The organism is Limnothrix sp. FACHB-881, assembly GCF_014698135.1.
Taxonomy (GTDB): Bacteria; Cyanobacteriota; Cyanobacteriia; order CACIAM-69d; family CACIAM-69d; genus CACIAM-69d.
Genome location: NZ_JACJSN010000001.1, coordinates 375,923 through 401,336 on the forward strand (window position 1 = coordinate 375,923; position 25,414 = coordinate 401,336).

Below are 25,414 nucleotides of genomic sequence, written 5' to 3' on the forward strand. Positions count from 1 at the left end.
ACGATAAGAAGGAGTGTTTATGACCGGCACTGCGTCATTGTGGCAGCGTTACCAAGACTGGCTCTACTATCACGAGGGCTTGGGGCTGTATCTGGACGTGAGCCGGATGCGGTTCGATGATGCATTTGTGGCTCAGATGCAACCCAAGTTGGCGAAAGCGTTTGGGGACATGACCGCTCTGGAATCGGGGGCGATCGCCAATCCCGACGAACAACGGATGGTGGGTCACTATTGGCTGCGGCAACCGGACTTGGCCCCAACACCGGAATTGCGAGACGACATCATCAACACCCTTGACCGCCTCGAAACCTTCACGGCGGCCATCCACAACGGCCAGCTCACGGCCAACGGTCAGCCTTTTACGGATGTGTTGTCGATCGGGATTGGCGGTTCGGCCCTGGGGCCGCAGTTCGTGGCGGAGGCCTTGGCTCCCAATCAGCCGCCCTTGGCCATTCACTTTGTGGACAACACCGACCCCGACGGCATCGATCGAATTCTGTCCAAGAGCACGGGCGGCTCCCCCCTGCGCGATCGCCTGGCCACGACCCTGGTGCTGATCATCTCCAAGTCCGGCGGCACACCCGAAACCCGCAACGGCATGGTGGAAATTCAAGCGGAATTTGGCCAAGCCGGTTTGCCCTATCACCGCAACTTTGTGGCCATTACCTGTGAGGGCAGCGCCTTGGATCAACGGGCGATCGCGGAAGGTTGGCTCGATCGATTCCCGATGTTTGATTGGGTCGGTGGCCGCACCTCGGAACTGTCGGCGGTGGGGCTGTTGCCAGCGGCGCTCCAAGGGATCCAAATTCGGGAAATGCTCTTGGGCGCGCAAATGATGGATCAGGCCACCCGAGACCGCAACCTAAAAACCAACCCCGCCGCCCTGTTGGCCCTCTGTTGGTATTCCGTGGGCCGAGGCAAGGGCGAAAAAGACATGGTGGTTTTGCCTTACAAAGACCGGCTACTGCTGTTTTCGCGCTATCTCCAGCAGTTGGTGATGGAATCCTTGGGCAAGGAACGCGACCTAGATGGCAACTTGGTCTATCAGGGCATTGCCGTGTATGGCAACAAGGGCAGCACCGACCAACATGCCTACGTGCAGCAGTTGCGCGAAGGGGTTCCCAACTTTTTCGCCACCCTGATTGAAGTGCTGGAAGATGGCGGCTCGGGCGTGGTGGTGGAAGACGGGGCGATCGAGTCCGGCGACTACCTCAGTGGGCTATTGCAAGGCACGCGCCAAGCGCTCTACGACAATGATCGAGAGTCAATCACCATTACGGTTCCCCGCGTCAGCGAGCGCATTGTGGGGGCCCTAATTGCGCTCTACGAACGGGCCGTGAGCTTCTATGCCTCCCTGGTGAACATCAACGCCTATCACCAACCGGGCGTTGAGGCCGGCAAAAAAGCCGCCGCCAACATCTTGGCCCTGCAAAAGCGGCTGGTGTCGGTCTTGCAAGACGCGGGAGAACCCCTGTTGATTGCGGAGTTGGCAACGCAGGTGGGGGCGATCGAGCAGGTGGAAACGATCTATTGGATCCTGCGGCACTTGGCGGCCAATGGGCGCGGCCCGGTGCTGGTGGGTAATCCTGGACAACCGGCCAGCCTGAAGGTGTCTTGGAAATAGGTGTTTGGGAAATCTTGATCCATTGCTGAGTTTGCGGTTGCCGGAATTCAATCGCAATTCAACCATTTCCCGGTTTACATTAATGTCCAAAATTAATGTTTAAACCAATGTCCAACTAATACCCAACTAATGTCCAAAAGCGAGTCGGGGTAGATGCAAAACTACCCCGATTTTTTGGGCGATCAATTCCCAATTTGGCTTGATGCAACCATGCGCCCCGCTGCCCTATTCCGGTTCTCGCAGGCGATCGGGCCCCACCCACTCATCCCAATTTTCGTCGTAGTCGTCATAGCTAATGTGGTGCAGGCCATACCAAGCCTTTTTGATTGTTGCGGGATACCAATCGCCCGCCTCATCCTGCACCTCCACCGCCGCTCCCAGGTCATACATCACCGGTTCGTAGGGACGGATGCGATCGGGCGTGACCCACTCTTCTGACTGATCCACCACGTATTGCACTCGGTATTGCGGATCGCCGTCTGAATCGCTCACCTCCACAATTTTTGCCCGATACCAATCCTCCTCATATTCCACCTCCACCCGGCGGCCCAATTGGGGATCGAACTGATCGGTAACTCGTGACAGTTGCATTTGGGGATCAAAATCATGAGTTGTGAAAAACATTGATTTTTGGTCTTCAATGAATGCCACTTCCAATTCCGTGTAGCGGGCAAAATCATAGAGCGTAATCACCCGATCTTCATCCAAATCAACCGTGGGATCTCCTTGTAATCCCTTCAGCAAAGAAGCCGTAAAAGTCCAAGCGCCCGTTGAAGTGTTGTGGGCATAGGCAGAGGTCACACAGGCGTAAGCAATTTCGCTTTCCCGCCGTTTGGCTTCATCAATCAGTCCCCCAGAGAAGCAACAGTCCGCCATCAGTAAGGCATGGGAACCATTGAAGTTTTCTTCAATATCATCAAAGATGCTGGACACTTTCCAATAGGTTTCCGTATCTTCCGCATCGGCATCATAATTGTAAAAATAATGTTCTCCCGATTCGGAATCCCAGCCGCCATGACCAGCAAAGTAGAGCATTAAGAGGGCATTTTCATCGGTGCTGGCCAAAAAATCCGGCAGTTTAGATTGAATGGCGGAGAGGGTGGCTTGACGATCCTGAAGATAAATAATTTGGGATTGAGGCACACCTTGGTTGCGGAAAAATTCCACTAACTGCGCGTCCGACCGATTGGGGACAGCATCAGGAAAAGGGGCGAAGGCTTCTGAGTCTTGCCACTCCAGCAAACCCACCGCAAAGATCCAAGTTGTTTCGGGATTCCATTCCATGGTCAAGGGCATTCTAGGAGGATGCTGTGGGGAGGATAAGGCTACGACTGGGTTCGATCGAACGGCTCTTGGCCGCCCTTGAACTTAGGACAATCGCGATCGGGCGGCGCAATTGAGGGGCAATTGGGGCGCGATCGAGCCATCCTCCGCACATCGGGCCCATCTTAATCCTGGCGTTTGGGATCTGACCACGGGCCCAGTTCGGTTTTGGGTTGCCAGAGGATGATCCCGGCCACCGAGCGATCGCCCTGGTTTTCAGGATTTGGCTCGCTTTCCATGTGATCTTTCCTTGATCTCTACTTGATCCCTGCCTGGTTCTTGCTTGAACCCTGTGGCTGGCGAGCAAACCGTAACAAAGACTACAATTTAAACAGGAAGGTTGCTCCAACTACCTTCAAGGAACGACCCGAAGCATGGAAAGCCAATCGCTGTTTGTGGGTGCGCGCCAAAATCTCGATTTGGCCCTGAAGCATATCGCCATTTCGGAAGATGCGATCGAACATTTAAAGCATCCAAAAGCCAGTCTGCAAGTTTCAATTCCCGTGCGGATGGATGATGGATCGTTACAGGTTTTTCAGGGCTATCGAGTTCGCTATGACGATACGCGCGGCCCTGCCAAAGGTGGGGTTCGCTATCATCCTCAAGTGTCCTTGGATGAGGTCACATCCTTAGCATTTTGGATGACCTTTAAATGTGCAGTGTTGGATTTGCCCTTTGGCGGCGGCAAGGGTGGAATTACGGTTAATCCTAAGCAGCTTTCGCGTTTGGAGTTGGAGCGTTTAACGCGCGGCTATATTGATGCGATCGCGGATTTTATTGGGCCCGATGTGGATATTTTGGCCCCCGATGTTTACACCAACGCCACGATTATGGGTTGGATGATGGATCGCTACAACATCATTCAGCGCAAGTCCTGTCCGGCGGTGGTGACGGGCAAGCCGATCGCCCTGGGTGGCAGTGCGGGCCGAGAAACGGCCACGGCCATGGGAGCTTTTTTTGTGATGCAAACCATTTTGCCCAAGTTCGATCGCCCACCGGACGAAACCACCGTTGCGATTCAAGGATTTGGCAATGCGGGCAGTTTTTTGGCGGAACAAATCTATCGTGCGGGCTACCGAGTGGTGGCGGTCAGCGATTCCAAAGGCGGAATCTATGCTCCGGCGGGGTTAGATATTCCTGCCATCCGCCAAAACAAGGAAGCGGGGCGCGGCATGGAGGCCCTTTACTGCCATGGCACGGTTTGCAACATGGCAGATCATCAATCGATTACCAATGCAGCACTCTTGGAACTGCCCGTTGATGTGTTAATTCCGGCGGCGCTGGAAAATCAAATTACACCGGAAAACGCCGATCGAATTCAGGCCAAACTGATCTTTGAAGTGGCAAACGGGCCGATTACCTTTGAGGCCGATCGCATCCTGAATCAAAAGGGAATTTATGTCTTGCCGGACATTTTGACCAATGCAGGTGGCGTGACCGTTAGCTACTTTGAGTGGGTGCAAAATCGAAGTGGTTTGTATTGGTCGGCGGCGGAGGTGGAACAGCGGTTGGCGGAACGGATGACCCGCGAAACTGAGCGGATTTGGCAGCTCGCCCAATCGCTGGATTTGTCCCTGCGGACGGCGGCCTATGTCCATGCGCTCGATCGCCTGCGGGCAGCGATCGAGGTGAAGGGCACACGCGACTATTACGCACAAGCCAAAGCCTAAGTTCCAATTTCAGCCGAGTTCAACAGCCGGGTTCATTCCCGGTGGGCAGCGGTCACAACCCGATCGCGCCATTGGTTGCGGGTTTCCGTGAGTTCGATCGCCCAATGAATCGCCTCAATCATGCTGGTGGGGTCGGCGATCCCTTGGCCAGCAATGTCAAAGGCCGTGCCGTGGTCGGGGGAGGTGCGCACAAAGGGCAGGCCGATCGTGGTGTTGACGGCGCGATCGAAGGCCATCAGCTTCACGGGAATCAATCCTTGGTCGTGATAAAGCGCTAAGTAGGCATCGGGCAACCCGGCTGGAAGGGTGGGCCCAAACCAAGCTTGGCCCGCTGTCACCCACATGGTGTCTGGAGGAATGGGGCCGCGCAGGGTGGCGTTGGGGTAGCGATCGCGTGCTTGGGCTAACCAGGGAATCAGCCAATCGCGCTCCTCAGTGCCCAGTTGTCCCCCTTCGCCGCTGTGGGGATTCAGACCGGCGATCGCGATGGTGGGATGCGTGATCCCCAAGTCTCGATCGAGCATGGCGATCAGCAAATCCAGCTTCCGATCGAGCAGTTCTGCCGTGAGCACCACAGGAACCTGATGCAGGGGAATGTGAGTGGTGGCCAGGAGGGCACAAAGTTTCCAACCGGTCTGGGGCGATCGACCTACAAAGGCCATCCCAAACCGATCGACCCCGGCCCGTTCGGCACAAACCTCCGTTTGTCCAGGGAAGGCGTGGCCCGCTGAATGCCAGGCGGCTTTGCTGATCGGCGCGGTGACCACTCCCGCAAACCGGCCGGCCGCCGTGGCCGCCAAGGCCGCATCGAGCCAAGCGAAGCTGGCGGCTCCGGCGGCCGCATTTTCAACCCCCCAATGAATCGATCGCTCCAACAGCGGGTCGATCGGAATATCCAGAATCCTCAATTTGGCCGGATCAGCGATCGGCTGGGAACTGCGCGGCTGAAGTTGCGCATAGGTGCGGCTGAGAATCGATCGGCTGCCCACCAGCACCGGCCGCAAAGCCGCCACCGCCGGATCCGCCAGCGCCTTCAGCACGACTTCCGGCCCAATGCCCGCCGGGTCGCCAATGGAAATAGCTAGTCTAATCATCTTGGGATCTGGAGCGTTGTTGTCGAGAGAGGGGGTGAAGGATGGGGCGCGGCATTGCCAAGGGCCTCGGGTCGATCGCCTGGTTGAGTTCGGCCCTGGCCGCTTGGGCAAAAGACCGAAACGTCCAGCCCGCTGCCCGAAATACCGGCCGATGATCTAACCAGACGGCTCCTAGGGTCAGGGTCAAAAACCAACGGTGGGCCACATGGGTCAACTTTTGATTCAGGGGCGATCGACCCCGGCGCAATTGGGCCAGTAACTGACCTTGCATTTGCAAATGTTGGCTTTCGTCCCACTCAATTTGCCATGCAACCGCTTGGGCGATCGGGTGGTCTGTGGCCCCCTGCAATGCCCGGGCATACAACAACCCCATCACCTCCGCCGTTAACAACATTGCCAGCGCCAATTCCCAATTCATGCCCCCCCGCAGCCACCGAAAAGCCGCGTCGGCCCAGTGGTGTCGCAGGCGGGGAAGCTGTTCGCGATCGAGCAGTCGCCCCAAATCCGCCGCGTGGCGCTGTTCTTCCCGCACAAACCACTTGAACACATCCACCCAAACGGGATCCGCTCCTTGGGCAACCCAAGCCCGCACCGTTCGCATCAACCGATGGCCCTCGGAACTTTCCCCCAACTGGAAAATCGCGATCGATTGGCGAAACCGTTTTTGTTCTTGGGGGGTGAAGCCCCCAGTTTGCTGCCAATTAATCGGCAACAATTGGCTGTGATTCTGTTGGAAGTAAGCGAGCCAATCGGCGGCCGTGACGCGATCGGTTGTTGTCGATCGCGCCAACGAAATTGGGTGCAACATAGGATGTTTTTGCCCATGCTAGCGCACCCATTTTTCTATGGGGTTAATAATCGCCATTGGGTCGATCGCCCTTTGGTTAACCGAAAAGGTGCTGACTGTTGCTCAGTTGGGGAGTTTAGTCACCCATTGAGTCACCCAAATTAGCAATTTCGATCGGGTCGATCGCCTCCGCTGGTTCAAAGCCAAAAACCTTGGCATAGAAATAGAATTCTCCGTCCAGAGCGCGACGGATATTTTCTGCCTTGCGGAATCCGTGCTGCTCCCCTTCAAAGGGCACGTAGGCCACCGGAATTCCCTTTTGCTGAAGCGCATTCACCATCATTTCCGCTTGATTAGGCGGCACAATTTTATCTTCAAGTCCCTGGAAAAAGGCCACGGGGCAATTGAGCCGATCGATGTGATGAATGGGCGATCGATCAATGTAGATATCCTGGCGCTCCGGGTAGGGGCCAATCAGTCGATCGAGGTAGCGAGCCTCGAACTTGTGGGTATCTCGGGCCAGGGCTTCCAAATCGCTCACGCCGTAGTAGCTGGCTCCGGCCTTGAACTGGTCACGGAAAGCCAAAGCGGCCAGGGTTGTGTAGCCCCCGGCGCTGCCCCCGGCAATGGTCAAGCGATCGCCATCCACCAATCCCCGATCGACCAAATATTGCGCACCGTTCACGCAATCATCCACATCCACCAGCCCCCATTGGCCATCCAACCGGCAATGGTAGGCGCGGCCATAGCCCGTGCTGCCGCCATAGTTCACATCCAACACCGCAAAGCCGCGACTCGTCCAATATTGAATCGACAAATTCAAACTACTGGAAGTTTGGGACGTGGGGCCGCCGTGAATCTTGACTTTTAATGGTGGCTTTTCGCCCTCCGGTGCTTGGAAATCACGATTTTTCGGCAGATACAAGAGGGCATAGGCTTCCCGATCGCCCGTGGTGGGAAATGCGATCGATTGCGGTTCCGACAAATAGCCCGAATCAATTTCTAAAGTGCTGCTGATTTTCAAAACCTCGATTGTTTCCGTTGCCAAATCCAGCCGGACAATCGCCCCTGACTTAACGGCTGAACCACCCCCAAAAATGACGAAATTCTGCGCCACAAAGGGATCAGAAATTGAAGTATAGGGCTGGTTAATGACCGTTAGTTTTTCATCAGCAAGGGCCAATTTTGCCAATTGCCACAGACCATTTTGGGTATAGGCACAAACCAGGGTTTCTGAGTCCACAAACCCATAGGTGGTCATCCCAAAAACCCACTGCGGCAAGCCAAATTCCGCCTCCATGGGGCAAAGATGCCGCGCCTTGCCATCGGATTCCTGGCGATATAAATTCCACCAGCCGGAGCGATCGCTCACAAAATACAATTGGCCGTCGGGCGACCAACTGGGCTGAAACACGGATTCTTCGGCCCCGCCGGCCACGATCTGGGAATTTTGCAGGGAGCCATCATCGGCAATCGCCGCCACCCACAGAGTGGTGCTGTCCCAAGGCAAATTGGGATGGTTCCAAGTCAACCAAGCCAACTGCGACCCATCGGGACTGAGGGCCGGCGAGGCGTAAAAGTCCCAACCTGTTGCCAATAGGCTCACCTGTTGTGATCCATCCAGGGCGATCGCCACCAACTCGTTCACTGGCTCCCGATCGGGCTGGCTGTGATCTTCACGGATGCCAATCACCCGATCGCGCTGGGCATCCACCACAAAATCCGCATAGCGCCAGGGTTGTTCAGGCGTGAGGGCGATCGGCTCCTGGCCCGGCTGGGTGCGATACAGTCGCTGATCGGCAAAGTTCACAAAATAAATCCAGCCCCGATCGACCGTCCAAGCACCGCCACCATACTCATGCACCCGACTGCGAGCGTTCCAAGGAGCCGCAATCACATCTTGGGTTTGGCCCTCGGGCGATCGGGCCACGATTGCCACACGTCCACCCTCAGCCGGCCGCGATTCACTCCAATACAACGTTTCGCCTTCCGCACGGCCACCGCCCAGCCCGATCGTTCCCGCCACGATCGCTTCGGAAGTAATCGGCGATTTCCAAGTCCCGTAGGGCGCAATTTGAGGCATAGAACCCACTACAACCAACAGTTTCTAAACAATTTCTCATCATCATCCAGCCTTGATCCTGTCGCAAGCAAGGGGAACCGTGACACCTATGGTGGAGAGTCTTTATCAGTGAAAGCGAATAATAGTGAATAATTATGAAGAATAATCTTAATTAGTTTCAGAGGTTTACCTAACCCTAAACCTGGGCTAGGTTGGAATTTATCCCTTTCTAGTTTTTGCCCTGGATAGCCGATGGATAGTGGACTGATTCTTTCCAATATTCTCAATCCTCCCATTTTGTTCTTTTTCTTGGGAATGTTGGCCGTTTTCTGTAAATCAGATTTGGAAATTCCTGCACCACTGCCCAAGCTATTTTCGCTCTATCTATTGGTGGCGATCGGGTTCAAAGGGGGCTATGAGCTACTAGAAAGCGGCATTACTCAGCAGGTGGCTGGCACGCTGCTTGCTTCGATCGTGATGGCTTCTTTGGTTCCAATTTACACATTTTTTATCCTAAGAATTCGCCTGGATCCACCCAATGCGGCTGCCATTGCGGCCACCTACGGTTCCATCAGCGCCGTGACTTTTATTACGGCTAGTTCTTTTCTGGATCAACTGCACATTAGCTATGGCGGCTACATGGTAGCAGCTTTGGCGCTAATGGAATCACCCGCCATTATCATCGGCCTAATTTTGGTGCGAATTTTTGATGCCAAGGATGATAAGGACGATCCCGATCATCCCTTTGCTTGGGGTGAAGTGCTGCGAGAAGCCTTTTTGAATAGCTCTGTGCTGCTGTTGGTGGGCAGCGTGATTATTGGAATGCTGAGCGGCCCCAGTGGTTGGCACAAACTAGAACCCTTTACGCAGGGCATCTTCTATGGTGTGTTGACATTTTTCCTGATGGATATGGGCATCATTGCTGCCAAACGAATTCGAGATCTGAAAAAAACAGGACTATTTTTAATTGGCTTTTCGGTAATTGTGCCGCTGCTGAATGCGGTGCTGGGGATTGTGATTGCCAAGCTGCTGGGCATCGGTGAAGGCAATGGGCTACTGTTTGCGGTGCTTTGTGCCAGTGCTTCTTATATTGCGGTTCCGGCAGCAATGCGGATGACGGTTCCGGAAGCAAATCCGAGTTTATATGTTTCGATGGCGCTGGCTTTGACCTTCCCATTCAACATTATTGTGGGAATTCCGCTGTATTTAGAACTGGAAAAAATCCTGGGGCTGTAGGGGCATTTTTGGGGTTCATGGATTGGCTTGTTGGCTAGTAGGTTGATATGCAATTAACAAAACGTGTGGAAATTATTGTTAGCTCTTTGGAGCTAGAGGAAATTTTGGAAATGCTGGATGGCCTGAAGTTTCCGGGTTATACGGTAATTCGCGATGCTTCGGGAAAGGGCGATCGGGGAGAATTTACCAATGATTTAGGTCGAGAATTTGGCAATTGCTATATTCTGACCACTTGCCAGGATGTGACCCAATTGGATCAGTTGGTGACGTTAATTCGCCCGATTTTGAAGCGGGTTGGGGGGCTTTGCTTGGTCAGTGATGCGGCTTTGGTCATTCACTAAATTCCGATGCAGCTAGATCCGCCAGATGGGGCCCGCCTCCCCGTTCGTCCAACTGGATTGAGTCAAATTTGCCCCATCTATTTTGATCTATCTATATAGATAGAATAGATAGACAACTGGATAGGCAACTGCCATAGATAGACAACTGCCATAGATAGATCGATTAAGGGCGCACTAGCAAAGTACCGGTGCATTGGAGTCCTTCCGGTTCGATCGACAGGCTGTTGATGGCCACGTCTTCGCCTAAGGGTAGGTGCACGGAGGATCCTTGGGCGATCGGCTCACCTGCCTGGTTCAGCCACTGGGGATTGCAGAGTTGCAAGGTTTGGGGGTCAACCAATTCCAACCCCAGGCAGAGTTGCACTGGTTGCCGCTTGATCGCCCCTGACAAAATTAACTGCCCCCCGGCTAGGGTGGCTTGGGGTTGCTCGAAGGTGACGGGTCGCCCCCAAAGGGCCAACAGCGGAGCCAGAAAGTCTGCCAACGCCGGGGCCAGCAGGGGAGCCGCCAAAGAGGCTGCCAAGTCGGGGGCAAAAAGTTTTAATTCCGCACTGACGGGAATGGGTTGCAGTAGCCTGAGGGGTTTGCCGCGCAGCACTTGCCCCAAATTGACGGCAATGTTGGTGGCTTGCAGGTTGAGATGGCTGAGGTGCAAGCCCTGATAGATCACGGATTCGGCGTTGATCTGGGCTTGGGGCAGGCGGCCCGCGAGAATGTCTCGATCGCGCCCATCCAGCCGCACGGTGATTTCAGTGGCGGCTTCTACCTGGGATCTCAGCCAGAGTTTGACCGCTGGCGCAACTAGGGAGGTAATGAGGCGGCTGCCCGTGCTGGAGTTGCTTGGGGCGATCGACTCTTGATTTCCACTACCCATCAACCGAAAACCTCTTGATACACTGGACAGCAATTCTTGCAATTTGTAAACGGTGTGTCCGGCCCTATGTTCCTAGAAGAACTCAAACCCCTTGTTGAAGAAGGCCTCAAACAGCCCGTGAGCTTCTTGGGTGGACTGGCTTCCGGCCTGTTGCGCCTGGATCTGAATCAGGATCCAATTAAGAGCTGGTTGGAGCAACAGTTGGGGAGCGATCGCCCCAATGGCTCCACGGAGTCTGCACCCAGCAGCCCCAGCGGCGGCCCTCAGTCGATCTCGATCGAGTAACTGGATTCAAGTCAATGAATTTGAGTGAATGGGTTCAAGTCGGTGAATTTGAGTCAGCGAATTCCTGAACCCATCGTCAACGTCTGAACCTGAGCGGCCAAAGCTGAAGGCTCAATGGGCGGGATCCCGCTGAGGGTTCCTGGGTTATTGGGGATCCTTATCCATCGGGGATCTTTATATAGATAGATAGGGATCCCCGGGGGATCGAGGCTGAGAGCCGGGCGGGAAGCAACGGGGCGATCGCCCACGGCCACCGAGGATCCGGACAATTGGGGGTGAAGGGTCGTCAACGATTGGTAATGATCGCGAAGGGGCAATTTGCCCCCAAATCCAAGCCATTTACCCGCTGCCAACCCCTGACTTACCCCGGATTGCAAAATAAACTCCCAAGTTTACGCCAGTAGTACCCCTTTAGGGCGCTATCATGGTGATGTTCTTTCAGCTCCTTTTGTTTTGAGCGCGATCGCGATCGGGCACAATCTCAATAGACTTGGGGCCTAGCACCGCGTGGGAATTTAGTTTGTGGAACTGTGTCCCAGTCCGCTAACCCAAGTTCTCATGAGACAAATTGAACTGAAGACTTCACGCGCTTGTTTTACCGTTCCGGACTCAAATGACGATTTACGTTGGCAATCTTTCTTACGACGCTACCGAGCAGGATCTCCAAGAAGTTTTCTCGGAGTATGGCGTTGTTAAGCGTATCACCCTGCCGATCGACCGCGAAGTGAACCGAATTCGCGGTTTCGCCTTCATCGATCTTGAAAGCGACCAGGCCGAAGAGCACGCCATCAAAGAACTCGATGGAGCAGAATGGATGGGCCGCCAAATCCGTGCCAATAAGGCTCGTCCTAAGGAGCCTCGCTCCGGTGGTGGCGGTGGGCGCTCGTTTTTCCACAACGCGTTCTAAGTCTTCAAAGATGGAGCGCGGCGGAAAACAGTCTGCCTAGTTCAGAATTGCCCGATCGGGGAACCAAGATTTTGGTTCCGCTGAAATAGCAATACTCTTCTGGAAAAGGGGTCAGTCTACGAGACTTGGCCCCTTTCGTTTTTGGATATTGCTGGGTCTTGAGCGATTGGTTGGACGATTAAAAGTTTGTTGAATGCTTGCCAGGACACCAACAAACGGGCGCAGCGAACCATTCATCGGTCAATTGCGACGGACTGCAAAGGACTACGACGAACTACGACGAACTAATGAAGTTTCTCTAAAAACACCCCAGCTTTTCGGAAATCGGTTCCTACACTGAAGGCATGACCCCCGGGGGCAATGTTCCGTTGTCGTTCCGTCGTCAGTCACGAGAGGTTCTGAGATGGCTGATGCTGCCAGTGTTGATTCCGCCAGTTATGTCGTGACCCAGGAGCGATCGCTCGATCGAGATTGCACCACGCTGGGTCGCCATGTGCTGCAACAACTGCAAAGTTTTGGCTCCGATGCCCAAGATCTCAGCGCCCTAATGAACCGAATTGCCTTGGCGGGCAAGCTCATCGCTCGCCATCTGAGCCGATCGGGTTTGATGGAAGATGCGCTGGGCTTCACGGGCAGCACCAACGTCCAAGGCGAGGCCGTCAAAAAGATGGATCTCTACGCCAACGATGTTTTTATCTCGGTGTTTAAGCAAAGTGGCTTGGTTTGTCGCTTGGCTTCCGAGGAAATGGAGCATCCCTATTACATTCCCGAAAATTGCCCGATCGGTCGCTATACCCTGCTCTATGACCCGATCGACGGTTCCTCCAACATTGACATTGATCTCAATGTGGGATCCATCTTCGCCATTCGCCAGCAGGAAGGCAACGACGAGACGGGTGAAGCCGCCGACCTGCTGCAATCGGGTCACAAGCAACTGGCCGCTGGCTACATTCTCTATGGCCCCAGCACCATGCTGGTTTACTCGATCGGGCGCGGAGTCCATGCCTTCACCCTCGATCCCAGCCTTGGAGAATTTATCCTCAGCCACGAAAACCTGAAAATTCCCCCCAGCGGCAAACTCTACAGCGTCAATGAAGGCAACTTTGGCCAATGGGAGCCAGCCACCCAAGCCTGTATTCAATACTTTCGAGAGGTGGGCGGCTATTCCTCCCGCTACAGCGGAGCCTTAGTGGCCGACCTGCACCGCATTCTGTTTCAAGGGGGCGTGTTTCTTTACCCAGGAACCCGCCAAAAACCTCAGGGCAAGCTGCGTTTGCTGTATGAGGCGGCTCCCCTCGCCTTTTTGATTGAGCAAGCGGGTGGTCAGGCCAGCGATGGCCAGAAACCGATCATGGATCTGATTCCCGATCGCCTCCATGCCCGATCGCCCTTGATTATTGGCAGTTCCGAAGAAGTCAACCGAGTGGAATCTTTGCTACAGCGGGGATCGGGCTAACCCCCGACGATCGAGACGAACGGCCCGCAAACACCCTATCCGGGCGATCGATCCTCGGCCTTTTCTCCGCTACCCGTGATCATCGATTTCCCTGCCCAACCCCCTTCCTCATTCAGCCTCGATCTTTAGCCTCGATCGCCCCTTTCAGATCCCACTTCCCCAATGCTGACCTTCCAAGAAAATCCCCTGCGCGTTGGTCTTCAGCAAGAACGCATTCCCGAACCCCAAATCCTGATTATCTTTGGGGCCTCCGGCGACCTCACCCAGCGCAAACTGGTACCCGCCCTCTACCAAATGAAACTAGAGCGGCGACTGCCCCCCGAACTTACCATCGTCGGAGTTGCCCGCCGGGAATGGAGTCACGACTTCTTCCGCGAACACCTGCGCGAAGGCATCGAAGAATTTGGTGGCGGAACCCAAAGCGACGACCTGTGGGAAGACTTCGCCAAAGGCTTGTTCTATTGGCCCGCCAACATTGACGTACCCGAAGACTATCAAACGCTCAAAACCTTCCTCGGAGAACTGGACGAACTCCGGGGCACTCGGGGCAACCGGGTCTTTTACCTGTCCGTAGCGCCCAAATTTTTTGGGGAAGCTATCCAGCAACTGGGGGCCGCCGGGATGCTCGCCGATCCCGACAAGCAACGTCTCGTGATCGAAAAACCCTTTGGTCGCGACTTTGCCACCGCCCAACAGCTCAACCGCGTCGTGCAGGCCGTCTGCTCCGAAAAACAGGTTTATCGGATTGACCACTACCTCGGCAAAGAAACCGTTCAAAACCTGTTGGTGTTTCGATTTGCCAACGCCATCTTTGAACCCCTCTGGAACCGGCAGTTTGTGGACTGTGTGCAAATCACTGTGGCGGAAACTGTGGGGCTGGAGGGACGCGCCGGATACTACGAAACTTCCGGGGCCCTGCGGGATATGGTGCAAAACCACCTAATGCAACTGTTTTGCCTCACGGCCATGGAGCCGCCCAACTCCCTTGATGCGGACAGCATCCGTAACGAAAAGGTGAAAGTGCTGCAAGCAACCCGGCTCGCAGACCTGAAAAATTTGGATCTCTGTGCCGTTCGGGGCCAATACAGTCGTGGTTGGATGCGTGGCAAGCCGGTTCCGGGCTACCGCGAAGAGGACGGGGCCAGCCCCACGTCCACTACTCCCACCTATGCGGCCCTCAAGCTATGCATTGATAACTGGCGCTGGAAAGGTGTGCCCTTTTATTTGCGCACGGGCAAACGGATGCCGAAAAAGGTGACTGAGGTGGCCATTCAATTCAAGGAAGTGCCGCTGTTGATGTTTCCGTCGGCGGCGCGCCAAACCAACCCAAATGTGTTGGCCATGCGGATTCAGCCGAATGAAGGGATCTCGATGCGTTTTGAGGTGAAAATGCCGGGTGCATCCTTGAAGACGCGATCGGTCGATATGGATTTCCGCTATGAAAGTGCCTTTGGCCAATCCCAAGGCGAGGCCTATGGTCGTCTGCTGATGGACTGTATGTTGGGCGATCAGTCCCTGTTTACACGAGATGACGAAGTGGAGGCTTCTTGGCGGGCCCTCACGCCGGTTTTGGAGTTGTGGGATGCGCCTGCGCGACCGGAAGCGATTCCGCTCTATGAAGCGGGGACTTGGGAACCGGTGGAGGCGGAGTTATTACTGGAGCGTGATGGTCGGCACTGGCGACGACTTTAGGCAGAACGGGAGGTTATCGAAATCAGGTGTTGCAACTCGGCAATTCGGAAATCAGGCGTTGAACCGTAGGTCGTTCAGCGCTCTCAAGCAGATTCCTCAACCAGATCTTTCAATCAGATCCCTCAGCAGGCAAACCATGACCACAACGATTACACTCCAAACCCCCAAGGATATTTCGCTCGGGGAAATTGAGGCAGAGTTAAACAAGATTTGGCTGAGTCAGGGATCCGGTGATGCGGCGATCGCCACAAGAGCTGCCACGTTCTGCATGGTGGTTTATGAGCCGGAGGAGTTTCAGCAATTGTTGGGTTCCCTGGGGTTTTATAAGGGGGCGATCGATGGGTTGCATGGCCCCGACACCCGTAATGCCATCAAGTTGGCCCAGTCGGCCTATGGGTTTCGGGCGACCGGGCGCGTGGACATGGACACCCTGCGGGCTTTGCGCGAAGACCACGTGAGCTTTGGGCAAACGCGCTCCCCCAATTTAGATTTGCGCGGGGCCACTGTGAGCGACGCGATCGCGGCGCAAAATCCTTCTCGGATTATTGCCCTTTGTCCCACCCTGGGGCCCGATGAAGGGGTAACTGCCCAAGTGTCCGCCTATTGCCCCGTGCAAAAGAGCAAGAGTCGGAATTTGGTTTGCTGCGAATACATCACGCTGCGCGGAACCAAGGAGGCCCTGGAGCGGGTTTCCGATTTGGTGGTGTCGTTGTTGATTCCTGATTTGCCGAAGTTTGCCTGGTGGAAGGCCACGCCCAATCCTGAGCAGGGCCTGTTCCAAGCGCTGTCGGAAACGGCCAATTGCCTGATTTTGGATTCGTCTTACTTCAGCGATCCCGAGGCGGAATTTTTGAAAATTCAGTCGCTGATTGATCAGGAAACCTACATTGCTGATTTGAATTGGCACCGGTTGTCCCTCTGGCAGGAGTTGACGGCGGCTTCGTTTGATCCTCCGGAGCGGCGGATGTGGCTGGGAGAGGTCGATCGAATCTCGATCGATTACGAAAAAGGCAGCGCGGCTCAAGCGTTGATGTTCCTCGGGTGGTTTGCGAGCCGCCTGGGGTGGGAGCCGATCGCCTATCGGGCCACGGGCGGCGACTATGACTTGGTATATGTGGATTTTGAACGCGGTGACGGGCGATCGATCCAAGCAGAATTGGCCGCCATTCCCACGGCCGATGTGGGTGAAATTCCGGGGGATTTGATTGGGCTGCGTTTGGCTTCCACCAATCCCAATGCTGACTGTGCCACGATTCTTTGTTCAGAAATGACGGGCTGTATGCGGATGGAGGCGGGGGGCAGTGCCCAATCGGCCCGCACCGAGCAGGTGACGGCTTTGCCCGACCAAAAGGCAGAATTGCTGATGGCCCAACAGCTTCAGCGTTGGGGCCGGGAGGTGCTGTATGAAGAAAGCATGGCCGTCACCATCAAAATTCTGCAATTGCGGTAGTCCGGAAAAGACCGACTAACGATCGACCAACGATCGGCCAATCATCGATTCACGGTCGCCTAGCGGTGGCCTAACAGTCGCCGGTTTGTTCGCAAGCGCCGATGCTGACCCAGTTGCTGGAACCATCGGCCCAAAATTCTTTTTTCCAAATGGGGGCGTTGTGCTTCAGTTGGTCGATTGCGTAGCGGCAGGCCTCGAAAGCTTCCGATCGATGGGGAGACCCGATCGCCACCAGCACGCTGATTTCGCCAATTTTTAGCTTGCCGATCCGATGGTGAATCACCACCCGATTCACCACGGGCCAGCGTTGGCGAATCTGGGCGGCAATTTGCTGAAAGATAACGATCGCCATGGGTTCGTAGGCTTGATAATCCAGGGCCACCACGGGTTTGCCGTCTGTTTCTTGGCGCACAGTGCCATTCATCACCACGATCGCGCCGTTGGCCGGGTCATCGGCCAAGCGATATACCGCGTCCAGCGAAAGGGGCGCAAAGGTAATGGCGAAGGAGTCGCGTGAGTCGGCCAGGGGCGCGGCTTTGGCAAGGGGAGACGGCACGGACAACATGGCTCTGATCAGGCTCGATCGGGAACGGCGACTCCTGCTATCCTAACGCCTGGCCTTGGACGATCGACACCAATGGCGAGATGGAATCCTGGAACAGATCCATCAGCCGTTCTTAGCTTGTGGTTAGCCTGAGCTTGAAGTCAGCCTTAAGCTGGCTTAACCGGCGCTTGAGCTGGCCGCGTCCTCGAAGCGATCGATGATCCCGCCGCCGAGCAACACTTCACCCCGATACCAAACGGCTGCCTGACCCGGCGTGACGCTGAATTGTGGCTCATCAAACACCAGCTTCACCTGATCGCCCCCCTCTAAGGGCACGATCGTGACCGGCACGGCGGGCGATCGGTAGCGAATTTGCACCTCCGCGTGAATGGGGGTGCGGGGCGGGGCGATCGACACCCAATTCACACGGCTGACCGTGCAACTGGGGCGGGTGGCTCGATCGCGCGTGGCCACCACCACTCGATTTCGCACCGCATCCAGCGCCACCACGTAAAGCGGTTCCGGCGCTGAAATGCCAATGCCCTTGCGCTGCCCGATCGTGTAGTGATGAATGCCTTCGTGTTGGCCCAACACCTTGCCATCGAGATCCACAATCTCACCCGCCTTGGGGGTGATGTACTTGTCGAGGAAGGCCTGCATGGAACCATGGGCCTCAACCAGGCACAGGTCTTGGCTTTCAGGCTTGTCGGCCACATGCAGCCCAAACTTGCGAGCAAACTCCCGGGTTTGGGCCTTGTCATATTCCCCCAGGGGAAAGAGCACCGCGCCCAACACGTCCTGATCCAGGTCGTAGAGGAAATAGGATTGATCCTTGTTGCGATCGAGCGCCCGCAGCAATTGATAACGCCCTTGATCCGGGTCGTAGTCTGTTCGGGCATAGTGACCGGTGGCAATGCGATCGGCTCCCAACTCCTCGCGGGCATAGCGCAACATGGGGCCAAACTTCACCGCCTTGTTGCATTGGGAACAGGGTAGCGGTGTGGTGCCGCTTTGGTAGCCATCCACCAAATAATCGATGATGTAGCTTTCAAAGGTGTCGCGAATATCCACCACGTGGTGGGTAATGCCCAATTTTTCGCAGAGTTGGGCCGCGTCCACCATGCCTTCCGAGCAGCATTGGCCCTTGCCGCGCATCAACCAAAGGGTGACACCCAGGACTTCAAACCCCTGCTCTTTCAGCAACACGGCCGTGGTTGAACTATCGACTCCACCGGACAAACCGACGGCGACTTTGGAATGGAGGGTGGCGTTGCTCATGGCGCGACGAAAGCTGACCCAAGGGGTGTTTTCAACGGGGCGTTTCCTATGATATGGGCGATCGCGGATCTTGCGGATCCAGACCGACTCCAAAAAAATGGCGAATTCCGGACGAATTTTCCTGGCCGGTGCGGTCTGGTTGCCTGGCAATTGCTGGCGTTAGGGGGCAACTTCCACGCCTGATCGGGCCCGATAAACCGCCTGCACGTTGTACCAGTTGAGGAAAACCCGAGCCACCTCCAGGGCCAGTTGCGGCCGACCCCGATCGATCAGCCACTGCAACAGGGGGCGAAGCGTGCGCTCGTTTAAGCGGCCGCCCAAGGACAGCAACCCCCACAGGGCCACATGCAGCCAGGTCATTTGAATCATCAAGCGCACATTCCAGGTGGGATGCTTGCGATAAAACTCAATGCCCATTCGGCCCCGTTCCATTTCCCGCCGAATCAGGCCCGGAATCTCATCGAGGCTGAAGGGAGGATGCCAGTGATAGCCCACGGCTTCCGGACAGGGAATGAGGCGCACGCCCAAGGCCTTGAGCCGCACCCCCAATTCCAAATCTTCCCAGCCATAGAGGGTAAAGCGCTCATCAAAGGCCCCCGCGCGATCGAGCCAATGCTTCGCGATCGCCACATTTCCCGTTGCAAAAAAGGCACGGGAAAGATCCGTGATCTTGAAGGGTTCAGCGGTGGGATCGTCAAAATTGCAAGTATTCACCACCCGCCCGTAGGTGAAATAGGCATCACCACCCGATCGGGTCTGAGCCGCCGCCAGTGCTTGGGCATGGCACTGTAAAAAATCCTCCAGCACCACCAAATCGCTGTCAATGAAGACGATCGTGTCTCCCTTGGCCGCCCGCAAGCCCCGGTTCCGGGCCGCAGCGGGCCCGCCATGATCCTGCTCAATTAAGCGCACATGGGGCAGGCGATCGCGCGACTCCGACAGCCAAGCCACCGTGCCATCCGTCGAGCCATCATCCACCACCACAATTTCATAGCCCGCGATCAGGTTAGGGTCATGCCACCGTTGATGCTCCATGGCCAACAGGCACTTTTGGAGGATGGGCAAGCGGTTATAAGTTGGAATGATGACACTAATAAACACAAGTGGGGGCAAGACCGGGATCTATGGTTGATTGCTTTCTAGGATTGATTGTAGAAGGGGGGCTTGGAAAGGGGGTGCTCAAGGAGGGGGAAATTCTGGGGGAGAAGGCTGGGGTTCAACGATTTCCCAAGGATTCCATCATCCGCCACCAACGCCCCAAGGGCCAGGACACCACCGGCGACCACAAACTGCTGAGAATCGCAGAACAGAGCGTGACCTTTTGATGCAGTGCCCACACATCGCCCGCATCGCGACCGTAGAGATAGGCAAATTGGACCGCCATCGTGGTTTCCGAAACCGCCACCAACACAAAGGTGGTTAGGGGAATCATCACCCAGGCTGTCGTGTTGGCCCGTTGGTGGATGCGGGCCGTCAGCAGGGCTACCAGGGCCAACCCCCAAACATGGCTGGGCCAAAACTCCGTCATCCCATCCTGAAGCAGGCCCGCCACCACGCCGCCGAAGATGGCCACCCACCAGGGGCGACCCACACTCCAGCTCACGACCCAAATGAGGGGCCAGTCAACGCCTACCCCCAGCAGTTCCAGACCGGGTAACCGCAGCGGCGTAAGGGTGGCGCAAAGTAACAATGAGCCGGCCGAAACGGCAACGTTAATCGCCACCTGCACCAGCACAGGGTAGCGATCGAGAATATCGCGTAGTTGGGGTTTTTGCTTGATTCCGTTCAAGGCCTAGACGGCAACCATGCCGATCGAATCAATGGTGGGCTAATCAATGGTGGGCTAATCAAGGGTGGGTTAGTTGGCCGATGCGCGGGGCGTTGCGGGCGGCTTGGGTGCTGGGTTGGTTCCGGAATTGGGGTTAGGCTTGGGGTTCCCCGATCCGCTGGGCGTTGCGGGGGCGGGTTCCTGGAACTGCTGAAAGAGTTCTGGGTTATGGGGCAAGACAGTCACCCATTCCAACGTGCTCAGGGGAGCGGATAGTTCCACCACCGCTTCCGGGGCGAGGGATTTCTTGGTGTCGATCGCGACGATGCGCCCGATCGGCAAGCCCGCTGGGAAGAATTGACTGTAGGCAGAGGTGACGATCGCGTCGCCTGGTTTCACATCGGGCAACTTGTCAAAAAATTCCACCGTTGCCGTGCGATCGCTCTTGCCCCGGAGATAACCCATATAGCGCGATCGGGTCACCGAGATGCCAATGCGGCTGCCGGGATCGCTAACCAACAGCACCCGGCTGGTGTGGGGAGTCACGGCCGTGACACGGCCCACCACGCCCCCGGGAGCCATGACGATCGCCCCCTGTTGAATGCCATCGGTTGCGCCGCGGCCCAAGGTAATTTGTTGCCACCAGCGATCGGCACTGCGGCCAATGACCGGCGATGCAATGCCTTCCACGGGCAGGGTTTTACGGTAATTCAGCAGGGTTTGCAACTGAGCATTGCGGCTCTCCACCTCCTCAAGCCGCTGCTGAAGTTCACGGACTCGGGCATCCGCGAGGTCACTTTGAGAAGGTGCTCCCAGGTGCAGGGGCAACGTCAAGGCCCGGTAGGCTTCCACCAAAAAACCGGCCCGGCTCTGTCGCACACCAAGGGCTAAGCCCAGTGCAGCGACGGCTAGGACTGCCTTTAGCCAATTGCGCCCCCACCATCGTCGAACGTCATACACGACCAGCGCTCCGTTCTAGAAATTGAGTGGCTTGCTTGCCCACGAAAGTTGCTGATTAATCCTGAAATTAAGGGGTTTGTTAGCGGGTTGGCTCCAGGACTTGCGGTGATGCATTCCGGGCTACTCCCGTCTAACCAAGGTGGGCGACCCGTGATTGGCCATGACGAACGGTGGTTGGTAAGGGCCAATCGATACCGGTTAAGGAAACGGTGAATTGGGGTCAGCCAAGATCAGTGCAGTACAGGCTGCGCAATGCAAGCTGAACAACAGAAGCTGAACAGTGCAGGCTCAGGCTGAATGCAAACTGAATGTAGACTGTGCAACTGTAGATGCAAACTATGCAACGCAGGCTTTGACTGCACCTCCACCTTAGCGGAGGTCAGGTGCTTCAGTCGGTCTTAGAGATTACGCGAGCTGCCACTGAAGACCCGCTCTAATTGCTTGAAGTTTTCGAGAACGCGACCGGTTCCCAACACCACACAGCTCAGCGGATCGGGAGCCACGTGAACCACGATGCCCGTTTCATGGCTGATCAGGGTGTCTAGTCCCTTGAGCAACGCGCCGCCGCCCGCCAGCATAATTCCCCGATCGATGATGTCTGAGGCCAATTCCGGCGGGGTTCGTTCCAAAGTCCGCTTCACGGCTTCCACAATCACCGACAGCGGCTCCGACATGCTTTCGCGCACTTCGCCCTGTTTAACGGCAACGGTGCAAGGCAGACCGGACAGGAGGTGCAGTCCGCGCACTTCCAACACCACGTCATCTTCGTTGCTGGGGTAGGCAGAGCCAATTTGGATTTTGACTTCTTCCGCTGTCCGTTCCCCAATGACGAGGTTGTGGACTTTTTTCATGTATTGGGTGATGGATTCGCTGAGTTCATCGCCCGCCACGCGCACGGATTCGCTCAACACCGTCCCCTGCAAGCTGAGAACGGCAACTTCGGTTGTGCCGCCGCCGATGTCTACGATCATGTTGCCGGTGGGTTCCGCCACGGGCAGACCGGCCCCGATCGCCGCTGCGACCGGTTCATCAATCAAGTAAACGTCTCTGGCTCCGGCTTGATGTGCCGCTTCCATGACGGCTCGCCGCTCCACGCCGGTTACGCCGCTCGGAATTCCGATCACAATCCGGGGTGGCACCAGAGCTCTGCCTTCGTTGACGCGCCGAATGAAGTGCTTCAGCATCAACTCCGCTGTGTCGAAGTCGGCGATTACCCCGTCACGCAGGGGCCGCAGGGCCATGACGTTGCCGGGCGTTCGACCCAACATCTTTTTGGCATCTTCGCCAACCGCTAGGGGGACTCGCTTGTCTTGATCAATCGCCACGACGGACGGCTCTTGGAGCACGATGCCCTTGCCGGACACATACACCAAGGTATTGGCCGTCCCGAGGTCGATGCCCATATCCCGAGACAAGGAGAAGCCATTAAAAAGACCCACGTTTTAAGCCCCCACAAGGTCAGGAACTGAAGTTGCTTCGCCAAAAATGACTGTACCGGTGACAGTCGAGCTGGATTCTATTACGTTTTGTACCAGCCGTCTATCCCTGAGTTGGGCGATCGCCCGGGCCGTTGAAACCCTCCTCTCAGTTGCAGGCAGGCTATTTAAAAGAAGCGATGGCATGGTGTGTGGCGATCAGTGGCGATCCGGTAAGTTATGCGCTGGATTCTCTGGATCTTTCCAAGGAGTACGGGGGCGAATCCTGATGGATTTGCAACCAGCTTTCCTGAAGATTTGGGCCTGAGATTTCGGCTTGCCTAGGGATTTGGGAGGAGATTTTGGCCGGGAATCCCTAGGTTTACAAGGAATGGGAAAACAAACGAATTGACAGGGCGTTGGAGAAAAACCGGCTCAGGCAGAGATTGGAATGGGATGAGGAGATAGCTGCCGAATCTGGACTGGTCTTGCCACCAGTCTAGCGTTGATTAGTCCTCAGTCTCGAAACGGGGGGCGATGCAAGCATCCGGCAGCAGCAACATGGCATCTCCAAAGGAGTAGAACCGGTAGCGATCGGGGTAGGGATCCGCTGGCGCATCCAAGGCAGCCTGATATAGCTCCAAGAGACGGGCCCGCCCCACAAAAGCCCCCACCAGCATCATCAAGCTCGATCGGGGTAGGTGGAAATTGGTGATCAGGCCGTCCACAACCCGCCATTGATAGCCGGGATAAATGAACAGATCTGTTTTGCCGCAAAACGCTTCCACTTGGCCATGGCGTGCGGCGGACTCCAGGGTTCGCACCGCCGTTGTGCCCACCGCAAATACCCGGCCGCCATTGGCCCGAGTCGTCCGAATTTTTTCGGCCACCTCCTCGGACAGCAGGGCCCATTCCTCATGCATTTTGTGGGCGGTGATATCTGGGCTGGCCACGGGCCGAAACGTTCCCACGCCCACATGCAGCGTCACGAAAGCCCGTCCCACACCAGCGGCACTCAGGCGATCGAGTAATTCTGGGGTGAAGTGCAAGCCGGCCGTGGGAGCCGCCGCCGAACCGGGATCGCGAGCATAAACTGTTTGGTAGCGATCGGGCGGGGCCGCCGAATCGGTAATGTAGGGCGGCAGTGGCATTTCGCCCCAAGCATCCAGAATTTCCAGCAGAGAGTTGGCCCCTGGCGGTAACTGGAACCGTAGCAGGCGGCCCCCCGTGTTCCGGTCAACGGCCACCACTTCGGCCGACAGTTTGGCGACTGTCGGAGTTGCTGTCGGAGTTGCTGTCGGAGCTGTTGTCGGATTCGTTTGTGCCATGCCGGGCGGTGGGTCAAATTCAATTTGGGTTCCCACCAGCAGTCGCTTGCCGGGCCGCACCAGGGCCAGCCAGCTATCGGGCGATCGCGCTTCTAGCAACAGCACTTCCACCGCCGCTCCGCTGGCCTTGTGGCCATGGAGCCGAGCTGGAATCACAGAAGAATCATTCATCACCAACAGATCGCCGGGTCTTAAGAATTCCGGCAAATCGCGAAACTGTCGGTGAACAATCTCGTGGGGCGAGGTGGCCACCAGCAATCGCGATCGATCGCGGGGTTCTCGCGGATTTTGGGCAATTCGATCATTGGGTAGCTCGTAGTGATAGCCGTCCAGCGATCGATCTGGGGCGTTGATGTATCCCATAAAAAGGGAATAGTCACGTTTTGTAAGAATCGCTTAAGATTTTAAGTCAAGAAACGTAAATCTTGAGAGAATATTAAGTGTATCGATCGCTTGGAAATCCAAGCTCGGGCCATGGAATACCTCTACCGCTTCGCCAACGCCAGTCTAACGCTCCGAGCGATCGAGCATGTCAGTACCTCCTGGCGCTCCTCTCTGCAATTTGTCACCGTTCTCCATCAGATTGATGGATGGATTTTGCGTCTCAAGTTGTTTTCGCCGCTCATTTCCAAAGCCCATCTCGATTTGCAAGCCTTTTTGCAAGAATTAGGCTCGCCTTACTTGCCCTCGCCGCAGCTCAAAGTTGTGCTCTGGAGCCTTGAATTGGGTCAATCTCCCATTTCCGTGATGGAGCGCCATCAAGTGGCCGTCATTTCCCATGGTCGCCCGGACAAAGAAGAAATAGAGGAATTCTGCAAGCAATTTATTGCTGGTTTGGGCTACTGTCCTGCAACCCTCGCTTGATGAAGAGGCTATTGCCTTTTCTGTCAGGGTCAAAGCGGCTGATGTTTCTTGAAGCTCAAACCTGAAGTCCAGCCACTTTGCTCTCTGATTTTTAGGTTCAGGAATTGTGGTCTTTACTCTCTGAATGATTCCTAAGAATCAGGAAAGTTGGGACAAATTCCGAAACTCCCAAAAAAATTGATCAATCAATAAATAGTGGAGATGAATAATTATCATGGGCGATCACAACGATCCCTAGGAATAGTAGCTGTCGCAATCCCTACGATAACTGTCTGAAAGATCAACACCAAATTCTGAAGAGTATCTTGATGAAGATTCTTATCAAGATCACTTACTAAATAATAAAACAACTTAATTATTGTCTTGATTGTTTTTGAAAATTGACTAACTTGATTGAATTCATGATTAAAACTTGACTACCAGAACTCATAAAAATCTATGAAAGTAAATTTGTAA

General features: G+C 55.5%; 22 protein-coding genes. 10 read left to right on the top strand and 12 right to left on the bottom strand.

Features of this window, described 5'->3' with window-relative positions:
• Positions 1-19 precede the first annotated feature (19 nt).
• Positions 20-1,624: a glucose-6-phosphate isomerase gene (locus tag H6G52_RS01620; protein ID WP_190353914.1), complete on the top strand. Its 1,605-nt coding sequence runs from the start codon at positions 20-22 to the stop codon at positions 1,622-1,624.
• 225 nt (positions 1,625-1,849) lie between these two features.
• On the opposite strand, the gene H6G52_RS01625 is transcribed toward H6G52_RS01620, so the two are convergent.
• Positions 1,850-2,908 (bottom strand): agenet domain-containing protein, encoded by a 1,059-nt coding sequence (locus H6G52_RS01625; RefSeq protein ID WP_199312091.1) that lies wholly within the window; start codon positions 2,906-2,908, stop codon positions 1,850-1,852.
• Between the two features lie 413 nt (positions 2,909-3,321).
• Here H6G52_RS01625 and H6G52_RS01630 point away from each other — a divergent pair, with 413 nt between their 5' ends.
• Positions 3,322-4,617: a Glu/Leu/Phe/Val dehydrogenase gene (locus tag H6G52_RS01630; protein WP_190525983.1), complete on the top strand. Its 1,296-nt coding sequence runs from the start codon at positions 3,322-3,324 to the stop codon at positions 4,615-4,617.
• Between the two features lie 32 nt (positions 4,618-4,649).
• On the opposite strand, the gene pdxA is transcribed toward H6G52_RS01630, so the two are convergent.
• The 3 genes from pdxA to H6G52_RS01645 form a co-directional block, all read right to left on the bottom strand.
• Positions 4,650-5,711 (bottom strand): 4-hydroxythreonine-4-phosphate dehydrogenase PdxA, encoded by a 1,062-nt coding sequence (pdxA, locus tag H6G52_RS01635; RefSeq protein WP_190525985.1) that lies wholly within the window; start codon positions 5,709-5,711, stop codon positions 4,650-4,652.
• A complete protein-coding gene (locus tag H6G52_RS01640; protein WP_190525987.1) occupies positions 5,704-6,519 on the bottom strand; it encodes a hypothetical protein in 816 nt (271 codons plus the stop codon). Before H6G52_RS01640 ends, pdxA begins: the two co-directional genes overlap by 8 nt.
• A gap of 115 nt (positions 6,520-6,634) precedes the next feature.
• On the bottom strand, positions 6,635-8,581 hold the full coding sequence (locus H6G52_RS01645) for a S9 family peptidase (RefSeq protein WP_190525989.1): 1,947 nt from the start codon (positions 8,579-8,581) through the stop codon (positions 6,635-6,637).
• 231 nt (positions 8,582-8,812) lie between these two features.
• On the opposite strand from H6G52_RS01645, the gene H6G52_RS01650 reads away from it, so the two are divergent.
• On the top strand, positions 8,813-9,796 hold the full coding sequence (locus H6G52_RS01650) for a sodium-dependent bicarbonate transport family permease (protein ID WP_099533345.1): 984 nt from the start codon (positions 8,813-8,815) through the stop codon (positions 9,794-9,796).
• A 47-nt stretch (positions 9,797-9,843) separates the two neighbouring features.
• Positions 9,844-10,137, top strand: a complete 294-nt coding sequence (locus tag H6G52_RS01655; RefSeq protein WP_099533344.1) for a transcriptional regulator — start codon at positions 9,844-9,846, stop codon at positions 10,135-10,137.
• A 163-nt stretch (positions 10,138-10,300) separates the two neighbouring features.
• Here H6G52_RS01655 and H6G52_RS01660 read toward each other — a convergent pair whose 3' ends face one another.
• Positions 10,301-11,011: a DUF2993 domain-containing protein gene (locus tag H6G52_RS01660; protein WP_190525991.1), complete on the bottom strand. Its 711-nt coding sequence runs from the start codon at positions 11,009-11,011 to the stop codon at positions 10,301-10,303.
• A gap of 66 nt (positions 11,012-11,077) precedes the next feature.
• Between H6G52_RS01660 and H6G52_RS01665 the strand changes: the two genes are divergently transcribed.
• The 5 genes from H6G52_RS01665 (at position 11,078) to opcA (ending at position 16,801) form a co-directional block, all read left to right on the top strand.
• Entirely contained in the window at positions 11,078-11,296 is a 219-nt protein-coding gene (locus H6G52_RS01665) for a hypothetical protein (protein ID WP_099533342.1), read from the top strand.
• 613 nt (positions 11,297-11,909) lie between these two features.
• Positions 11,910-12,203, top strand: coding sequence for an RNA-binding protein (locus H6G52_RS01670; protein ID WP_099533340.1), 294 nt, complete (start codon positions 11,910-11,912; stop codon positions 12,201-12,203).
• A 403-nt stretch (positions 12,204-12,606) separates the two neighbouring features.
• Positions 12,607-13,659: a class 1 fructose-bisphosphatase gene (gene fbp / locus H6G52_RS01675; RefSeq protein WP_190525993.1), complete on the top strand. Its 1,053-nt coding sequence runs from the start codon at positions 12,607-12,609 to the stop codon at positions 13,657-13,659.
• Positions 13,660-13,821: 162 nt separating this feature from the next.
• The gene (gene zwf, locus H6G52_RS01680) at positions 13,822-15,351 is read left to right on the top strand and encodes a glucose-6-phosphate dehydrogenase (protein ID WP_190525995.1); all 1,530 of its coding nucleotides are present in this window, start codon (positions 13,822-13,824) and stop codon (positions 15,349-15,351) included.
• Between the two features lie 136 nt (positions 15,352-15,487).
• Entirely contained in the window at positions 15,488-16,801 is a 1,314-nt protein-coding gene (gene opcA / locus H6G52_RS01685) for a glucose-6-phosphate dehydrogenase assembly protein OpcA (protein WP_190525997.1), read from the top strand.
• Between the two features lie 70 nt (positions 16,802-16,871).
• Here the strand turns inward: opcA and H6G52_RS01690 are convergent, their stop codons facing one another.
• From H6G52_RS01690 to queA, 7 genes are all read right to left on the bottom strand, one after another.
• Positions 16,872-17,366, bottom strand: coding sequence for a molybdenum cofactor biosynthesis protein MoaE (locus tag H6G52_RS01690; protein ID WP_099533336.1), 495 nt, complete (start codon positions 17,364-17,366; stop codon positions 16,872-16,874).
• Between the two features lie 156 nt (positions 17,367-17,522).
• Complete coding sequence (gene mnmA, locus H6G52_RS01695; protein WP_190525999.1) at positions 17,523-18,623, bottom strand: tRNA 2-thiouridine(34) synthase MnmA; 1,101 nt, start codon at positions 18,621-18,623, stop codon at positions 17,523-17,525.
• Positions 18,624-18,782: 159 nt separating this feature from the next.
• Positions 18,783-19,724, bottom strand: coding sequence for a glycosyltransferase family 2 protein (locus H6G52_RS01700; RefSeq protein ID WP_370567653.1), 942 nt, complete (start codon positions 19,722-19,724; stop codon positions 18,783-18,785).
• 115 nt (positions 19,725-19,839) lie between these two features.
• Positions 19,840-20,412: a rod shape-determining protein MreD gene (gene mreD / locus H6G52_RS01705; protein WP_190526003.1), complete on the bottom strand. Its 573-nt coding sequence runs from the start codon at positions 20,410-20,412 to the stop codon at positions 19,840-19,842.
• A 69-nt stretch (positions 20,413-20,481) separates the two neighbouring features.
• Positions 20,482-21,351 carry a rod shape-determining protein MreC gene (gene mreC / locus H6G52_RS01710; RefSeq protein ID WP_190353905.1) on the bottom strand — a complete coding sequence of 290 codons (870 nt, stop codon included), beginning with the start codon at positions 21,349-21,351 and terminating at the stop codon, positions 20,482-20,484.
• A gap of 398 nt (positions 21,352-21,749) precedes the next feature.
• Positions 21,750-22,754: a rod shape-determining protein gene (locus H6G52_RS01715; protein WP_190353978.1), complete on the bottom strand. Its 1,005-nt coding sequence runs from the start codon at positions 22,752-22,754 to the stop codon at positions 21,750-21,752.
• 521 nt (positions 22,755-23,275) lie between these two features.
• Positions 23,276-24,457: a tRNA preQ1(34) S-adenosylmethionine ribosyltransferase-isomerase QueA gene (queA, locus tag H6G52_RS01720; protein WP_190526005.1), complete on the bottom strand. Its 1,182-nt coding sequence runs from the start codon at positions 24,455-24,457 to the stop codon at positions 23,276-23,278.
• Positions 24,458-24,568: 111 nt separating this feature from the next.
• On the opposite strand from queA, the gene H6G52_RS01725 reads away from it, so the two are divergent.
• Positions 24,569-24,958, top strand: coding sequence for a hypothetical protein (locus H6G52_RS01725; protein ID WP_099533415.1), 390 nt, complete (start codon positions 24,569-24,571; stop codon positions 24,956-24,958).
• The last annotated feature ends 456 nt before the right edge of the window (positions 24,959-25,414 follow it).

What these genes read in the sequence shown, in the direction of transcription:
- H6G52_RS01620 (WP_190353914.1), top strand. Translation starts at nt 20, where the DNA reads ATGACCGGCACTGCGTCATTGTGGCAGCGTTACCAAGACTGGCTCTAC.
- H6G52_RS01625 (WP_199312091.1), bottom strand. Translation starts at nt 2,908, where the DNA reads ATGGAATGGAATCCCGAAACAACTTGGATCTTTGCGGTGGGTTTGCTG.
- H6G52_RS01630 (WP_190525983.1), top strand. Translation starts at nt 3,322, where the DNA reads ATGGAAAGCCAATCGCTGTTTGTGGGTGCGCGCCAAAATCTCGATTTG.
- pdxA (WP_190525985.1), bottom strand. Translation starts at nt 5,711, where the DNA reads ATGATTAGACTAGCTATTTCCATTGGCGACCCGGCGGGCATTGGGCCG.
- H6G52_RS01640 (WP_190525987.1), bottom strand. Translation starts at nt 6,519, where the DNA reads ATGTTGCACCCAATTTCGTTGGCGCGATCGACAACAACCGATCGCGTC.
- H6G52_RS01645 (WP_190525989.1), bottom strand. Translation starts at nt 8,581, where the DNA reads ATGCCTCAAATTGCGCCCTACGGGACTTGGAAATCGCCGATTACTTCC.
- H6G52_RS01650 (WP_099533345.1), top strand. Translation starts at nt 8,813, where the DNA reads ATGGATAGTGGACTGATTCTTTCCAATATTCTCAATCCTCCCATTTTG.
- H6G52_RS01655 (WP_099533344.1), top strand. Translation starts at nt 9,844, where the DNA reads ATGCAATTAACAAAACGTGTGGAAATTATTGTTAGCTCTTTGGAGCTA.
- H6G52_RS01660 (WP_190525991.1), bottom strand. Translation starts at nt 11,011, where the DNA reads ATGGGTAGTGGAAATCAAGAGTCGATCGCCCCAAGCAACTCCAGCACG.
- H6G52_RS01665 (WP_099533342.1), top strand. Translation starts at nt 11,078, where the DNA reads ATGTTCCTAGAAGAACTCAAACCCCTTGTTGAAGAAGGCCTCAAACAG.
- H6G52_RS01670 (WP_099533340.1), top strand. Translation starts at nt 11,910, where the DNA reads ATGACGATTTACGTTGGCAATCTTTCTTACGACGCTACCGAGCAGGAT.
- fbp (WP_190525993.1), top strand. Translation starts at nt 12,607, where the DNA reads ATGGCTGATGCTGCCAGTGTTGATTCCGCCAGTTATGTCGTGACCCAG.
- zwf (WP_190525995.1), top strand. Translation starts at nt 13,822, where the DNA reads ATGCTGACCTTCCAAGAAAATCCCCTGCGCGTTGGTCTTCAGCAAGAA.
- opcA (WP_190525997.1), top strand. Translation starts at nt 15,488, where the DNA reads ATGACCACAACGATTACACTCCAAACCCCCAAGGATATTTCGCTCGGG.
- H6G52_RS01690 (WP_099533336.1), bottom strand. Translation starts at nt 17,366, where the DNA reads ATGTTGTCCGTGCCGTCTCCCCTTGCCAAAGCCGCGCCCCTGGCCGAC.
- mnmA (WP_190525999.1), bottom strand. Translation starts at nt 18,623, where the DNA reads ATGAGCAACGCCACCCTCCATTCCAAAGTCGCCGTCGGTTTGTCCGGT.
- H6G52_RS01715 (WP_190353978.1), bottom strand. Translation starts at nt 22,754, where the DNA reads ATGGGCATCGACCTCGGGACGGCCAATACCTTGGTGTATGTGTCCGGC.
- queA (WP_190526005.1), bottom strand. Translation starts at nt 24,457, where the DNA reads ATGGGATACATCAACGCCCCAGATCGATCGCTGGACGGCTATCACTAC.
- H6G52_RS01725 (WP_099533415.1), top strand. Translation starts at nt 24,569, where the DNA reads ATGGAATACCTCTACCGCTTCGCCAACGCCAGTCTAACGCTCCGAGCG.